Source organism: Oscillibacter sp. UBA6647, from assembly GCA_002455655.1.
In the GTDB taxonomy this organism is placed as follows: Bacteria; Bacillota; Clostridia; order Oscillospirales; family Oscillospiraceae; genus Oscillibacter.
On the sequence record DKLF01000046.1, the window covers coordinates 1 to 14114 of the forward strand.

Here is a 14114-nt window from a genome sequence, read left to right on the forward strand (position 1 = left end):
CTGAAGCTTGCCGTCGGTGAGCTGGAGCGCTGCGGTATCAGCACCGGCTCGGCCAGCGGCAAAATAGAAAAGCTGGCGTGGTTTGTGGGCGGCGACCCGGCGAAGATTCGCGAGCTGCAAAGCAAGCTCAACCAGTTGGGCATTGGGGAGCATCTTAATGAGGATGGCGTTTATGGAGGAAAAACGCTAGCTGCGTGGGAGAGACTTATTAAAAATTTGGAGCACGGAACGGTGCCGACACTCGCATGGATTGACCCGCTGCAAAATAACGCAGGAGGATTAATGATTGCAGGCAGTAACAACATGCCCAATAATTCCATTGCAGATGTAAAGACTGGTTATCGGTATCTTCGAATTGATACACCTCATATTAGCAAAAACGGAGTGCCGCATAAAGTTTTCTTTCGCGGGGAGCAACTGCCGATTGATTATAATCACCTCAATGTTGATTTTGGGAATCATCCCACTGCGCTTCAATCCTGGCTTAAAAACAGATATAATCATTTTCGGCTCAGTGATAGCGCTTACGACATGCTAAAAGATTTAAAAAGCGCCGGCAAGAAGGTTCGTGTTGCCGGAAAAGTATTGCTGGTGGCAGGAATTGCACTGGATGCGCTGGAACTTGGAACGACAATTGATGCAGATTTAAAGGATGCAGATCGGAAACTTGGCAAAACAACGCTTTCCACCGCCGTCGGTATCGGCGGAAGCTGGGCTGGCGCCGCGCTGGGGGCACAGCTAGGCGCGCTTTTGGGCGTGGCAACCGGTCCGGTCGCATTTATTGCGGTCCCAGTTTTAAGTCTTGTAGGCGGTATCGGCGGAGCCATAGGCGGGGATGCCCTTGGGAGATACATCGTGGACATTACTTGTACGGAGGATTGAATTGAAATGAGCTTTATCAACGGTTTTTTTAAGCGAGCGCTTTCTGCGCAGTATGCCGCGCAGAATGAGCAGGCATGGTGCGACACAATGTACTTTCTGGAATGCACAGAAGGATCCTCAAAAAATATTTCAGGCACTTACATTCGGTACGAGTTTACACAGGATTTAGATGAATATGACGCCAGAATTGTAAGACTCAGCAAGGAGATTATGAAACGATTTTGCGGTTCCAGACAAGTTTTAACAAGAATTTACTCCGACAGGGAGTTTTCAAAAAAAGAGGCACGCAATTCAAAACATTTGCTCTTTACCGTGCGGTATCGTGAGTTTTTGGAGAGCATGGATTCCCCGATCTCAATGTACGTGGAAAACGAAAGAACGCTGTTTCTTCTGACGGACGGCTTTGACGGGACCGCCCTCTGGGCAAATCAGAAAATCGATACAGAAAATCGCTGCTACTTTGATTTTTATGTTTTGCCGGAAAACTCTGCGACTTTTACCGCCAAAGAAACTGCAAAAGCGGTTGCCGACGGAAATTACGATGTGTGGTTCCAGATCTGTGAAAATGGAGCTTCCGCTCTATATGTAACGCTGAATCCCAAAACGGTTGACGTGGGCGAATTGCAAGAGCTAATCGCAGCGGTTTGCAAGGAAAATGATATTTTGTTTCAGAATCCGAAAGGGTTCGAAGGATAGTTGTATGGCACAAAAACGGGATCATTCGATGCTCTATGGCGTGTTGGGTGGGTTTGGACTCTTTGTGTTGCTGCCGCTTTTAATCGCACTGTATTTTATATGGCCCAGCTATATGTATTCAAAAGCCCACCCCTTTTACCCCGAGGGAACACAACTCACGCGAACAGATGACCGCGGATTTCGCGAAGGGGGAGCCGCAACTGATACGGCTAATATTCCGCCGGAAGTCTCCGAGGAGTTTGCGCAAAAGCTGCGGGAGGACAGATTTAAAGAAACGCCGCTTTCTGATTTTGCACAGCAGACCTTGTTAGACATCAGGGAATTGGAATACGTCGATCAGATTACAAATGGCCCGTGGCTTTTCTGGAATGATAGTCCTGAAGAGACTTCAAACGGAGAGTGCACAGACTTCCGGATAGAAATTTACGATTTGGACGCCTGCAACTATTGCAGTATCGAATACGATTCCTGAGCGACTGCGCGCTGGCGGGCGTGGCAGCCGGTCCGGCCGCATTTATTGCGGTCCCGATTTTAAGTCTTGTTGGTGGTATCAGCGGCAGTTGGGTCGGCGGAGCGCTTGGCGCCAAGGGCGGCGTGCAAGCATCGGAACAGCCATCCTTCCTGGCGTTGGAACTGCAATCGGCGGTATAGCCGTAGGATTGTTTCTAGGCATTGCAGGTTCATTTGCTGGGGATAAGCTAGGAAATTATGTTGTTGACATTACAGTACTGGAGTGAGAACCATGGTTTTTAGAAAATCCAAGCAGAAAATATGTACCCCTGTGGGGAAAGACGCACAAATTGCCTTAATTTCGAGCGGATTCTATTCACATGAAAAAGCGGAAAATCCAGAAAACTCGCTCTATTGCCTTTATCCACTGGATGCAGGTGGAGATTTAGAATTTGCCGCTCTGGCAAAAGAGTATGCGGCTTGGCTGCTGAACCGTTTTCCTGCGGTGATCAATCAATGCCAAAGTATCTTTTCGGAGGATATTCGGGAAGAGGCGTTTTTTCATGCCTATTTGAAGACGGGGAAAAAGCCAATTTTTACGAAGGGACGAACTGTAATTACAATGACAGAGGGAATCGATGATCAATTACTGGATTGCATTCCTAAAAATGAGTCAGCACATTATGAACTTACCTTTTACGGGTTTCTTTCTCCACTTTCTGCGAAATTTGAAAAAAGTGATTACGCAATTAAGGTATATTATCACGAAGAGCATGACTATTTGCAGCTTGAGGTTCCTCATATAGCAGATTTCATTCTTGAACAGCTTTTGGAGATTTGTAAAAAGCATCGGAGAAAATTGAATTTATTACAGTAAAATCAGAAATTGTGCAGTTTCAGAATTTGAAAGGGTATGAAGGGTAGTTGTATGGCACGAAGACGGGGTCATTCCATGCTGTATGGCGTGTTAGGTGGTCTTGGGCTTTTTGTGTTGCTGCCGCTTTTAATTGCACTGTATTTCACATGGGTGGAGTACACCCACTCGGAAGATCGCATTGTTTTTCCGGCGGGAACGCAGTTCACAAGAACGAATGACTATGATGGATTTCCAGCAAATGGAGTTGCAACCATTACATCCAATATCCCATCAGATAAATCCGCGGAATTTGCACAACAGTTGCAGAAGAATGGGTTTCAGGAATCACCGATTCCTGAAAATATACAATTGCTGTTGAGACATGTCTCCGAAGCGGAGGCCGCCGCACAGGTTATTAATGGCCTGTGGTATTTCAAGGATGAAACCCCGGAGGAATTTCAAGGCAAGTCTTATCACAACTATTTATTTAAAATTTACGATTTGGACGCCTGCATCTATTACAGTATCGAATACGATTCCTGAAGCGCTTTCAGCGCCCAGCCGGACAAGGTTTCCTGTCCGGCTGGACCTTTTTCATGCATAATACATAGCCCATACGCGCTTTGCTGAGGGCAGAGCCAAACCCGCCCTATTTTTACATTGCCCCGTCCTTCTCCCTGTGCTACAATAAAGCTGTCATTTCCCGGCGGCGGAACGGCTTTTGACCTTTTGCCCGCCGGTACTTCAGGAGGAACCTCATGAAAGTCGCCCTGCAATTTGCCATGCCTGCGGAGCTGCATGCCCTTCCCGGCGCACGGGAGCTTCCCGTTATCGAAACCGTCTCCGGCATTCCGTTTTTTGAAGTCGCGCCGGGTATCCTTGCCTGCGCGGGCGGCGTGGGCAAGGTCAACGCCGCCGCCGCCGCCGAAATTCTCTGTCTGCGCTTTGGCGCGGAGCTGATTTTAAACGCGGGGGTGGCAGGTTGCTGCACAGACCTTGCCATCGGTTCCCTTGTGGTGGCGGACACGCTGATGCAGCACGACGTGGACACCACCGCCGTGGGGGACCCCATCGGACTTGTGTCCACCGTGAACAGAACGGAATTTCTCTCATGGGACCCGGACGCCTGCCTGTCCCTTCTCAAAAAGCAGGGCGTGGATGCCGTAAAGGGCCGGGTTGCCACCGGGGATTGGTTTGCCGTGAAGGGGGATCGCGCCCGGTGGATCGCCGATACCTTCCATCCCCTGCTGGTGGAAATGGAAGCCTGCGCCGTGGCGCAGGTCTGCCTACGCAACGATGTGAAATTTTCCGCGCTGAAATCCGTGTCCGACCACCTGTTTTTTGACAATCAGGCGGAGGAATACTTTGACTTCACGCATGCGCTGGAAAGCCTTGGGCGGGTGGTCCTGCCCCTTGCCCAAGCGCTGTCGGAGCTATAAGGAGGCTTTTTATGAACACCGTCCGTCTTTATACCCGCCAGAGCGACAAAACTTTGCTGATGCTGGAGCACGGCGGGCGCATCATAAACCAGCGGATTTACGTACAACTTCACTTCGGTGACACGGCGGGGCACTACCTTGACTGCTATGACTGGTTTGCCCGGGAGGCCGCTCGCCTTGTCCCCAAGCCGGAGGGGGCGGAGCTGTCCATCTGGTGCACACCCAATGTGAAAAACTGCCTGCCGCCCATTGAGGGGACGGTGGTCTATGCGCTGGATGTGCCGGAGGACCGGATTGTATTTTTTGACGACGCAAAGTGGGACTACGTCCTCAATCACCGCTATCTCCCATTGGACGATGCGGACGAGGCCGCGTACCGGAAACACCTGCAAGACATCGGCGCCACCAATTCCTTCGAGTTTTTCGAGGGGCGGTACGCCGGGAAATACCCGGAGGAGACGGATCGGATTCTGGAGAGCTGGAAGCGGGTCTTTGCGCCCATCGACCACGCTTCCCCCACCGCCTGCGGCAACCTCTGGGAGATCAGACAGTCGCAGATTGTCCGCGTTTTCCATCCCGGTGAGAGGGTAGTCCCCGTATAGTTCGGAAAATATGCGGAAATGCGTCAATTTTGCTTGACAAGGCCGGATTTGGCCGCTATAATTAGTGAGCCGCTTTGAATGGGTAAAAGCGCGTCCCATGGACACCGCCCCCGACAGCGAGCCCGTATTGAAGGAGTTGAAACATATGCACGCAATCATTGAAACCGGCGGCAAGCAGTACAAGGTCGCAGAGGGCGACGTGGTCTTCATCGAGAAGCTGGACAACGAGGCCGGCGACGCCGTGAAGTTTGACCGCGTTCTTGCCATTCTGGATGAGGACAAGGCCACCTTTGGCGCTCCCGTTGTGGCGGGCGCCTGCGTGGAGGCCACCATCGTCAAAAACGGCAAGGGCAAGAAGGTTCGTATCTTCAAGTACAATGCCAAGAAGGGTTACCGCAAGCGCCAGGGCCACCGTCAGCCTTACACCAAGGTTGAGATCGGCAAGATCTCCGTCTAAGGCATGACCACCGTTACGTTCCATATGGAGGGCGAGCGCATCTGCGGATTCGACGCCCGGGGACACAGCGGATACGCCGAAGCCGAGTGCGACATCGTGTGCGCCGCCGTCACCAGCGCTGTGCGTTTGGTAGATGCGACGATTAACGATGTTTTGGGCTTGGCGGCCAGCGTGAAAGTAAGCGAGGCGGACGCGGATATCAGCTTTCGTCTTCCCGGCGGACTGTCCGCCGAACTGGAGGACTGCTGCCAGCCGCTTCTGACCGGCCTGATGGTCTATCTCGCCCAGCTTCACGACGAGTATCCCGAAAATATCGAGGTTTTGGAGGGCTGACCCCCTCCCCATCTAAAACAAGTCTGAAAGAAAGGATGGTTCTTCATTATGCTGAACATTGGTTTGCAATTTTTCGCCCATAAAAAGGGCGGCGGCTCCACCAAGAACGGCCGCGACTCCAACGCCCAGCGTCTGGGCGTGAAGCGCGCGGACGGGCAGACGGTTCTGGCCGGCAACATTCTGGTTCGTCAGCGCGGCACCCACATTCATCCCGGCACCAACGTGGGCAAGGGCAAGGACGACACTCTGTTTGCCACCGCCACTGGCGTGGTTCGTTTCGAGCATCTGGGCAGAGACCGCAAGAAGGTCTCCGTCTACGAGGCGCAGTAACCGAACACCATGGAAGGGCCTCGAACGCAGACGTTCGAGGCCCTTTTTTTAGAACGGGACACACTAGGAAGTATGGCTGATCCGCTCCCGACCTCCGGGACGCGCCGGACGCGGGGAGCTGACCAGCCGACAAGAAAGCGAGGCAGTTTATGGCGTCTTCTTTTATCGATAAGGCCCGCATTACCGTGCGGGCAGGCAATGGCGGAAACGGAGTGGTCTCCTTCCACCGTGAAAAATATGTGGCGGCGGGCGGACCGGACGGCGGAGACGGCGGCAAGGGCGGCTCCGTCATTTTGCAGGTGGACGACAACCTTTCCACCCTGCTGGACTTCCGCTACAAGCGGAAGTATTCCGCCCCCAACGGGATGGACGGGCAGGGCGCGCGCAAATCCGGAAAGGACGGGGCGGACCTGACCATCAAGGTCCCCCGCGGCACTCTGGTTCGGGACGCGGAAACCGGCGAAATTATCAAGGATATGTCCGACGGAGAAGCGTATATCCTCTGTAAGGGTGGACGGGGCGGCTGGGGCAACTCCCACTTTGCCACCCCCACCCGGCAGATTCCCCGCTTCTCCAAGGGCGGGACCCCCGGCCAGAGCCACGACATCCTGCTGGAGCTGAAGCTGCTGGCGGACGTGGGTCTGGTTGGCTTTCCCAACGTGGGAAAATCCACGCTGCTCAGCGTGGTGAGCCGCGCCCAGCCCAAAATTGCAAACTATCACTTCACCACCCTCTCTCCAAACCTTGGCGTGGTGTACGTGGGCGAAGGCCGCTCCTTTGTGCTGGCGGATATTCCCGGTATCATCGAGGGCGCCAGCGAGGGCGCGGGTCTGGGCCACGATTTTCTGCGCCACATCGACCGCTGCCGCCTGCTGATCCATGTCGTGGACGTGTCCGGCAGCGAAGGCCGGGACCCGGTAGTGGATTTCGACGCCATCAACGCCGAACTGGTCCAGTATAGCGCAGACCTTGAAAAGCGTCCCCAGATTGTGGCCGCCAACAAGATAGACGTGATGGAGGATCCGGAAAATCTGGAGCGGCTGCGCAAGCACGTTGAAAAGCTGGGATATCCTCTGTTTGAGATTTCCGCAGCGGCCCATCAGGGCGTGGACGGGCTGATGAACAAGGTGAGCGAGCAGCTTTCCACCTTGCCTCCCATCGTCGTGTACGAGCCGGAGTATGTCCCCCGTCCGCCGGTGATTGACTATTCCCAGCCGCTGGACATCCAGCGCACGGACGACGGCGTTTGGGTGGTGGATGGCCCGTGGCTCCAGCGGCTGATGAGCAACGTGAACCTGAACGACTACGAAAGCCGGATGTATTTCGACAGGACCCTGCGGGATTCGGGCCTTTATCAGCGGCTGGAAGAGATGGGCATTCAGGACGGCGACACCGTTTCCCTCTACGACTACGAATTTGAGTATCAGCGGTAAGTCCAGTCTTTCCCACCTGTGACGGCAAAAACCGTTTCGGACTTCCGCTTATTCAAATTTACCTTACAGTTAAAACGTCCCCGGCGCGGACATCAGCCGCGCCGGGGACGTTTTTCATGTTTCCTCTCTCTGTACCTTTACGGGCGCAAGTCCGCATGAAGTGCTCGCGCCCCCGCGGTTCAAGCGACCTTGAAAAAGCGGCATGTTTCCTTTGTTCTCTAATGGCGGTAAGCTTGGCTGTTTACAGCAGAAGTCCCAGCCCGATGACCGTCAATAAATCCTCCGTCTGCCCGCCGGGGCAGTTTAGCGGCAGCTCCTGCGGCTCCACCTGCCCGCCGTCCGGCCGGAGCAACGCCCGCTGCACACACACCACTCCGTCCCGATCCCCCATGCTGGAAAAAGTCAGGCTGTCCCGTGCGGACAAACCGCAGCTCACCACCCGCTCCGCCCGAATCTGCCGTGCAGCGAGACCTGTCCACTCGCTTGGCAGCAGAACGGTACCGCAGGCACACACCGCCTCTGGCGCATCCGAAAGCCGCCGGCAGCCCGCCACAGAAAGCGCCAGCACTTCCCACCGCTTTTCCGTCAGCACCCGAACTGTTTCCGGCCGCTCCACTCCCGCCGGAAGAGGCACGGGGGCTGCCGCGCCTCCCCCAAAAAACGCCGCATCCACCATCTGCGCTCCCCCCTCTTTTCAAGTGTTTGCCAAGGCGGCGGGTTTATGCGAAAATTTCTCTCGTTTTTTTTGCTAAGCCGTGTTAGACTGGTTCTAACAATTTGTTTTAGAGTTCCGAGGTGACTATTTTGCGCTTTTTTGCCCATCTCCATACCGTTAACCATCATCGCGCACTGGTATGTAAATACTGCTTCCGGTTGGGGCTGTACTGGCAGGGCCTGACCCACGACCTGTCCAAATACTCTCTGCAAGAATTTTGGATCGGCGTAAAGTATTATCAGGGAGATCGCAGCCCCAACGACGCGGAACGGCGGGAAAAGGGCTATTCCAGCGCCTGGATTCACCATAAGTCCCGCAACCGCCACCATTTGGAATACTGGACGGACTACGGCCAGAAGGAAGACGGCGACTTTGGCGTGGTAGGGGTGGAGATGCCCGTGAAATACGTGGCGGAGATGTTCTGCGACCGATACGCCGCCAGCCGGATTTACCGGGGCGCGGCTTTTGAAAACGCGGACCCGTGGCGGTTTTTTCAGCATTCAAAATCTCACACGATTTTAAATTCCAAAACCTCTGACCTTCTGGAAACCATGCTGACAAGGCTGAAGGACGAGGGCGAGGACGCCGCCTTTGCCTATATCCGGAATGAGGTTTTGAAAAAGTAAATTTCGGTACATTTTTTGTTTCAGAAGCTGAGAAAGCGAGGGCAGCCAAAAGGCTGCCCTCGCTTTTTCATCTCAGCCCTCTTCCGTCGTCTCCCGGAGTTCCCCGGGTTCACGGCTCTGCGTTAAGAGCGTAAAAACAACTTTTGCCCCAAGGCTGAGCGCATCAGTCTGCATTCCCGTCCATGATCGATGGAACTGGCAGTCGTCAAAACCCAAACAGCCCAAAAGACGCCCGTTTTCCTTCACTGCACAGAGGAGTATAGAGCGGGCGCTTCGCTCCTCCAGCAGCTTTCGGTGTGAGGCGGACAGCGTCTCCCCTTCCCGGCAGAGAAAGATTCCCCGAGCGTCAAAACTCTGCCGACAGTGCACATCCATGCTCCGGCAGCGGATACTCTGCCGGACCGCCCGCAGCGGAGCGACGCCCTCGCCGCACCACTCAAAAGTATTAAAGCAATATTCTCCGTCCGCCGAGCTTTCGTAGAGATACACCCGGCTCACATGGAACAGCCGTCCCAGCTTCTCCAGCGCACCGGCCACGGCTTCTTCCGTGCCGCCGGGCAGACGGCAGTCCCGCAAAATCTCACCCAGAATGCGGGATAACCCCATTTGAACGTCCGTCTCCGGGTCAATTTCCGCGTAGGGCAGTTCTTCAGGCTCTCCTGCTTTGGCAGAAAAATCCGCTTCGCCCAGCACGGCAATTCCTCCGCCGGATTCCTTTGCCTGACAGAGGGCATGGCCGCAGCGCTGAAGCAGCGTCTCGCAGTCCTGTCCGTGGGCCGAAGCCATCGCAACGCCCACGCTGCACGAAATCGGCCGACCGGAGTATCTCATCACGTTTTCGCATGCGTCCAAAAGTCGGCGCGCCCCATCCAGAACGGCGCTCTGGGAAAAAACCGACGGCAGGAAAACCAAAAACACATCCCCGCCAATCCGGGCAGCGATCTCACCGTCCCGATACGTCCGCTTCACCACGCCTGCCAGCTCTGAGAGCACTGCGTCACCGAAAATGTGGCCGTACCGGTCATTCACCCGGCGGAAGCCGTCCACGTCCAGCACCAGCATGGCCGCGGTTTCAGATTCCTCCATAGCGGCGAGGCGGATATCAATTCGCTCCCAGGCCACCTCCTTGTGGAACAGCCCGGTCAGCCCATCCCGCTTGGACTGGTCCGCCAGCTCCTGCGCCGCCTGTTTTTCTTCCTCCACGTCCGAAATAACACCGATCACCCGGCAGGGTCTTCCGTCGCCTCCAAGCTGCACCGCCGCCTTGGCCCGCTGCCAGCGATACTGCCCATCGGCGGTAATCAGGCGAAACTCCGCCTCCTCCCGCAGGGCGCCGTCCCGGATGGACTGAATGGCCCGCTGAATATTTTTCATATCCAGAGGATAAATGCGGGTGCTGCTTTCCAACGCCCTTTGAAGATAGCTCCGGGGCTGATAGCCCAGCTTCAGCTCCCAGTTCCCAGAGGTCAAAAAGCGATCCGTGGCAACATTCCACTCAAAGACAATGCTTCCCTCTCGCTGGGCCGCCACCTGATACCGCTCCAGACACTGGCGCAGATCCTCCTGCACCCGCTTCTGGGCGGTGACGTCGGTCAGCACACATTGAAAATATTCCCGCCCGTCGGCCTCCCGGCGCAGAATACTGTCCTCCAAAACCCATACCGTGCGCCCGTCGCCGCTCCTCAGACGATATTCCAAGTGCAGCTCGCGCCCAACCGTCAGCTGCCTGCGGCAATGGGCCATCATCCGGTCCCGGTCCACCGAGTCCAGCAGGCAGACCATGCGGTTTTGAAACCGGGTGGCAAGCGCTTCCTCGGTATAGCCTGTCAGATGTAAAAAGCCCCGATTCATATGGATGACGGTAAGCTCCTGGTCGTTCCTGCGCCACACCAGCGCGGCAGGAAGCCTATTATAAAGCGCACTTGGCTTCTCGGCTTGCTCGGACGGAAGCATCAGCTCCGCCCGTGTCTCGGATCGGTCTGTCTCCCTACGCCACACCGCCAGACCCTGACAGCGCCGGGGGTCGTCCGAGCCTAAGCGCAGCACGGTACTGCGGTACCAGACGTATTCCCCTGTGTCCCGGTCCAAAACACGGTACCGCCCGGAATCCTCCAAGGACCCTTCCGTAAAAAAGCGGTGGTACACCCCATCCACCTGAGCCAGAGCCTTCTCCCGATCCTCCGGATGGACGCAGGACTGCACAAACATAACCCCTGCGTCATCCATGGTTCGCTTCTGGAGAAATACAGAAAAGTTGTGGTCCGCCTGATAGAGCAGGCGATAGCTCCCGGCGTTCCAGTCCAGCTCCAGCACCGTGGCGTTCAGGTGGCGGAAGATGGCGGAAAGCTTGTCCTGACTCCGGGCCGTTCTGGCTCCTGCAAAAGCGCGGACGGGGCGGGGCATTTCCTCCGCGCCCGCGTCCGCCGGACGCAGCCCGTCGGCATACTTTCGGGCCAGCACAAAAAACTCCGGCTGGGCACTTTTAAAACACTCCAAAAGCTCCTCGGAAAACGCCCCGCACTCTCCCCGCAGAATCATTTCGCTGGCTTCCTCCTCCGGAATCGCCTGCTTATATACCCGGTCTGTGGTCAGCGCGTCAAAACAGTCCGCCACCGCCACCACCTGTGCGCAGATGGGGATGTTGTTCTCCCGCAGTCCCTCGGGATAGCCCCTGCCGTCCCACCGCTCGTGGTGATACCGGCAGATATTGTAGGCATAGCTTAGATACTCCGGGTCGCTCATCCGGTCCAGCCCCGCCAAAATCTCGCACCCCTTGACGGTATGGGTTTTCATCACCTCAAACTCCTCCGGCGTCAAGCGGCCAGGCTTATTCAAAACCGCGTCGGGAATGGCAATTTTTCCAATGTCGTGCAAAGTGGAGGCGCTGGCAATCACATCAATGGTATGTTCATTCATTCCGTATTCAGGATGCTCCTGCGCCAGCTCCCGCAGCAAAATCCGGGTAAAGCCCCGAATGCGGCGGATGTGCTGGCCAGACTCCAGACTCCGGTGCTCGATGACGGAGGAAAGCCCGTCGATCAGCGCGGTATTGGATTCCCGGATGCGGGCGGCCTGCTCCTCCACCAGCTCCTCCAAATGGAGTTTGTGACGGTAAAGCTCCACGGCGTTTTGTATCCGCCGCTTGACTGGCCGGGCCTCGAAGGGCTTTATAATAATATCCGTCGCCCCCAGGTCAAATACCCGTACCTCACTTTCAGGGGTGTGGTCGGCGGTGATGACGATGATGGGGATGTGGGAGAGGTCCTCATCTCCCGCAGCCTCTTGCAGCACCGCGTATCCGTCCTTCACCGGCATCAGCAAATCCAGCAGCACGGCTGCAATTTTTTGCCGGTTCCGGCGCATCAGCGTCAGCGCCTGCGCACCGTCCTCCGCCTCTAAAATCTCGTATTCTCCCTCGAACATGGCGGAGAGAATCGCCCGGTTAATTTGCATATCATCCACCAGCAGCAATGTGTTGCAGGTCTGTGTCATCGTCAGTCCCTCCATGCCGGATACAGGGTGCGGACACTGCCGCCCCTCCGGTCCTGTCGGCTCTGTTTCCTCCGCTGTGTCGTCATGGGTGATCTCCGTTCTATCTCAGTCTTTCGTTTCCCCACCGTCCGGAGCGGTCGGCCGGTCTTTGGCGGAGAACTGCAAAAATATTCACTCTTGCATGTTATTTTACTTCAAAATGGCGCTCTTCGCAATAGTTTGCACTGCTTAGTTTACGTAATATTTTCCACTTTTTTGTGCAGAAAATTCCAAAATCCGTAATTTTTATATAAGGACATCCTTGCGCCGTTAAAATTAAAAAAACCACCCCTGATGAAGTCTTTCATCAGGGGCGGTGATTGGTGCAGACTGTCTCCCGGCTCTCCCAAAACCGCGGAGGCGACTGCCGCACGCGTCAGCCTCCCAAATATGCCTTTTTGATGGCGGGAGACGCCAAAAGCTCGCGGCTTGGGCCAGTGGTTACAATTTTTCCCGTCTCCAGCACGTAGCCACGGTGGGCGACGGAGAGGGCCATCTGCGCGTTCTGCTCCACCAGCAAAATGGTGGATCCGGCCTTGTTCAGCCGCTGGATAATCTCAAAAATCTGCTCCACCAGCAGCGGCGCAAGGCCCATGGACGGTTCGTCCAGCATCAAAAGCCTTGGATGGCTCATCAGGGCCCGGCCCATGGCCAGCATTTGCTGTTCGCCGCCGGAAAGGGTTCCGGCCACCTGCCGCCGCCGCTCTTTCAGGCGGGGAAACTGCTCGTAAACCTTCTCCATGTCTCCGGCAATTCCCGCGCTCTTTTGCGTATAAGCGCCCATTTCCAGATTATCCTGAACGCTCATCTGCAAAAATACCCGCCGCCCCTCCGGGACCAATGCCATGCCACGGGAGACAATTTTGTGGGGCGGAATTTTTCCTAAATTCTCTCCCATGAAGGTCACGGAGCCTGTTTTGCTGTGCAGCAGTCCGGCAATGGTGTTCAACGTGGTGGATTTTCCCGCCCCGTTTGCCCCGATGAGGGTGACAATCTCTCCCTCGTTCACGTCGAAGGAAACGCCCTTGACGGCGTGAATGCTGCCGTAAAAGACGTTCAGGTCCTCTGCGGATAAAATAACGCTCATGCCCTCACGCCTCCTTCTGTTTGCCAAGATACGCCTCGATCACGGCGGGGTTGGACTGGATATCCTCGGGGCTGCCCTTGGCAATGACGTGCCCGAAGTTCAGCACGCAGATGCCTTCGCAGATATTCATCACGAGGCTCATATCGTGCTCGATCAAAAGAATGGCAATCTGGAAGGTATCCCGGATTTTCCGGATATTCTCCATCAGCTCCGCCGTCTCCGAGGGATTCATACCCGCCGCAGGCTCGTCCAGCAGCAAAAGGCCCGGATTTGTAGCCAACGCCCGGACAATTTCCAATCGGCGCTGGGCCCCGTAGGGCAGGGACCCGGCTTTGGCGCGGGCCATGTCCTGCATGTCAAAAATGCTTAAAAGCTCCATGGCCCGGTCGTGGGCCACTTTCTCTTCCTTCCAGAAGCCGGGAAGACGGAAAATACCGCTCCACATGTTGTAGCTCATGGCGTTGTCCATGCCCACCTTCACGTTTTCCTCCACCGTGAGGTTGGAGAACAGACGGATATTCTGGAAGGTACGGGCGATGCCCGCCCGGTTCACCTGAATGGTATTCATTCCGTGAGTGTCTTTGCCGTCCAGCAGAATCGTGCCCTTGGTGGGCTGATAAACCTTGGTCAACAGGTTAAACACGGTGGTTTTCCCCGCGCCGTTGGGGCCGATGAGG

15 protein-coding genes and 1 pseudogene are annotated in these 14114 nt (G+C 55.6%); 12 read left to right on the plus strand and 4 right to left on the minus strand.

The window, feature by feature from the left end:
• The 11 genes and pseudogenes from B2W96_RS03835 to obgE all read left to right on the plus strand — a co-directional run.
• Positions 1–882 (plus strand): annotated as a pseudogene (locus tag B2W96_RS03835) (hypothetical protein); the annotation flags it as partial.
• 6 nt (positions 883–888) lie between these two features.
• Positions 889–1578 (plus strand): hypothetical protein, encoded by a 690-nt coding sequence (locus B2W96_RS03840; RefSeq protein ID WP_293008728.1) that lies wholly within the window; start codon positions 889–891, stop codon positions 1576–1578.
• 4 nt (positions 1579–1582) lie between these two features.
• Complete coding sequence (locus tag B2W96_RS03845; RefSeq protein WP_293008730.1) at positions 1583–2050, plus strand: hypothetical protein; 468 nt, start codon at positions 1583–1585, stop codon at positions 2048–2050.
• Between the two features lie 270 nt (positions 2051–2320).
• Positions 2321–2905, plus strand: coding sequence for a hypothetical protein (locus B2W96_RS03850; RefSeq protein ID WP_293008732.1), 585 nt, complete (start codon positions 2321–2323; stop codon positions 2903–2905).
• Positions 2906–2956: 51 nt separating this feature from the next.
• Entirely contained in the window at positions 2957–3427 is a 471-nt protein-coding gene (locus tag B2W96_RS03855) for a hypothetical protein (protein ID WP_293008734.1), read from the plus strand.
• A gap of 215 nt (positions 3428–3642) precedes the next feature.
• Positions 3643–4323, plus strand: coding sequence for a 5'-methylthioadenosine/S-adenosylhomocysteine nucleosidase (mtnN, locus tag B2W96_RS03860; RefSeq protein WP_293008736.1), 681 nt, complete (start codon positions 3643–3645; stop codon positions 4321–4323).
• An 11-nt stretch (positions 4324–4334) separates the two neighbouring features.
• A complete protein-coding gene (locus tag B2W96_RS03865; RefSeq protein ID WP_293008738.1) occupies positions 4335–4925 on the plus strand; it encodes a DUF3841 domain-containing protein in 591 nt (196 codons plus the stop codon).
• Between the two features lie 145 nt (positions 4926–5070).
• Positions 5071–5382 carry a 50S ribosomal protein L21 gene (gene rplU / locus B2W96_RS03870; protein WP_293008740.1) on the plus strand — a complete coding sequence of 104 codons (312 nt, stop codon included), beginning with the start codon at positions 5071–5073 and terminating at the stop codon, positions 5380–5382.
• Between the two features lie 3 nt (positions 5383–5385).
• Positions 5386–5715, plus strand: coding sequence for a ribosomal-processing cysteine protease Prp (locus B2W96_RS03875; protein WP_293008742.1), 330 nt, complete (start codon positions 5386–5388; stop codon positions 5713–5715).
• Between the two features lie 48 nt (positions 5716–5763).
• The gene (gene rpmA, locus B2W96_RS03880) at positions 5764–6045 is read left to right on the plus strand and encodes a 50S ribosomal protein L27 (RefSeq protein ID WP_293008744.1); all 282 of its coding nucleotides are present in this window, start codon (positions 5764–5766) and stop codon (positions 6043–6045) included.
• A gap of 149 nt (positions 6046–6194) precedes the next feature.
• A complete protein-coding gene (gene obgE / locus B2W96_RS03885) occupies positions 6195–7478 on the plus strand; it encodes a GTPase ObgE (protein ID WP_293008746.1) in 1284 nt (427 codons plus the stop codon).
• 241 nt (positions 7479–7719) lie between these two features.
• On the opposite strand, the gene B2W96_RS03890 is transcribed toward obgE, so the two are convergent.
• The gene (locus B2W96_RS03890) at positions 7720–8154 is read right to left on the minus strand and encodes a hypothetical protein (RefSeq protein WP_293008748.1); all 435 of its coding nucleotides are present in this window, start codon (positions 8152–8154) and stop codon (positions 7720–7722) included.
• A gap of 119 nt (positions 8155–8273) precedes the next feature.
• On the opposite strand from B2W96_RS03890, the gene B2W96_RS03895 reads away from it, so the two are divergent.
• Positions 8274–8819: a DUF5662 family protein gene (locus B2W96_RS03895; RefSeq protein ID WP_349680128.1), complete on the plus strand. Its 546-nt coding sequence runs from the start codon at positions 8274–8276 to the stop codon at positions 8817–8819.
• A gap of 72 nt (positions 8820–8891) precedes the next feature.
• Here B2W96_RS03895 and B2W96_RS03900 read toward each other — a convergent pair whose 3' ends face one another.
• From B2W96_RS03900 to B2W96_RS03910, 3 genes are all read right to left on the minus strand, one after another.
• On the minus strand, positions 8892–12311 hold the full coding sequence (locus B2W96_RS03900) for a diguanylate cyclase domain-containing protein (protein WP_293008750.1): 3420 nt from the start codon (positions 12309–12311) through the stop codon (positions 8892–8894).
• 415 nt (positions 12312–12726) lie between these two features.
• Positions 12727–13437 carry an ABC transporter ATP-binding protein gene (locus B2W96_RS03905; RefSeq protein WP_397355305.1) on the minus strand — a complete coding sequence of 237 codons (711 nt, stop codon included), beginning with the start codon at positions 13435–13437 and terminating at the stop codon, positions 12727–12729.
• Positions 13438–13441: 4 nt separating this feature from the next.
• Positions 13442–14114: ABC transporter ATP-binding protein (locus B2W96_RS03910; RefSeq protein ID WP_293008752.1), on the minus strand; the 673-nt coding region annotated here is incomplete at its 5' end.

Coding starts and splice junctions, on each gene's coding strand:
- B2W96_RS03840 (WP_293008728.1), top strand. CDS start 889: ATGAGCTTTATCAACGGTTTTTTTAAGCGAGCGCTTTCTGCGCAGTAT.
- B2W96_RS03845 (WP_293008730.1), top strand. CDS start 1,583: ATGGCACAAAAACGGGATCATTCGATGCTCTATGGCGTGTTGGGTGGG.
- B2W96_RS03850 (WP_293008732.1), top strand. CDS start 2,321: ATGGTTTTTAGAAAATCCAAGCAGAAAATATGTACCCCTGTGGGGAAA.
- B2W96_RS03855 (WP_293008734.1), top strand. CDS start 2,957: ATGGCACGAAGACGGGGTCATTCCATGCTGTATGGCGTGTTAGGTGGT.
- mtnN (WP_293008736.1), top strand. CDS start 3,643: ATGAAAGTCGCCCTGCAATTTGCCATGCCTGCGGAGCTGCATGCCCTT.
- B2W96_RS03865 (WP_293008738.1), top strand. CDS start 4,335: ATGAACACCGTCCGTCTTTATACCCGCCAGAGCGACAAAACTTTGCTG.
- rplU (WP_293008740.1), top strand. CDS start 5,071: ATGCACGCAATCATTGAAACCGGCGGCAAGCAGTACAAGGTCGCAGAG.
- B2W96_RS03875 (WP_293008742.1), top strand. CDS start 5,386: ATGACCACCGTTACGTTCCATATGGAGGGCGAGCGCATCTGCGGATTC.
- rpmA (WP_293008744.1), top strand. CDS start 5,764: ATGCTGAACATTGGTTTGCAATTTTTCGCCCATAAAAAGGGCGGCGGC.
- obgE (WP_293008746.1), top strand. CDS start 6,195: ATGGCGTCTTCTTTTATCGATAAGGCCCGCATTACCGTGCGGGCAGGC.
- B2W96_RS03890 (WP_293008748.1), bottom strand. CDS start 8,154: ATGGTGGATGCGGCGTTTTTTGGGGGAGGCGCGGCAGCCCCCGTGCCT.
- B2W96_RS03900 (WP_293008750.1), bottom strand. CDS start 12,311: ATGACACAGACCTGCAACACATTGCTGCTGGTGGATGATATGCAAATT.
- B2W96_RS03905 (WP_397355305.1), bottom strand. CDS start 13,437: ATGAGCGTTATTTTATCCGCAGAGGACCTGAACGTCTTTTACGGCAGC.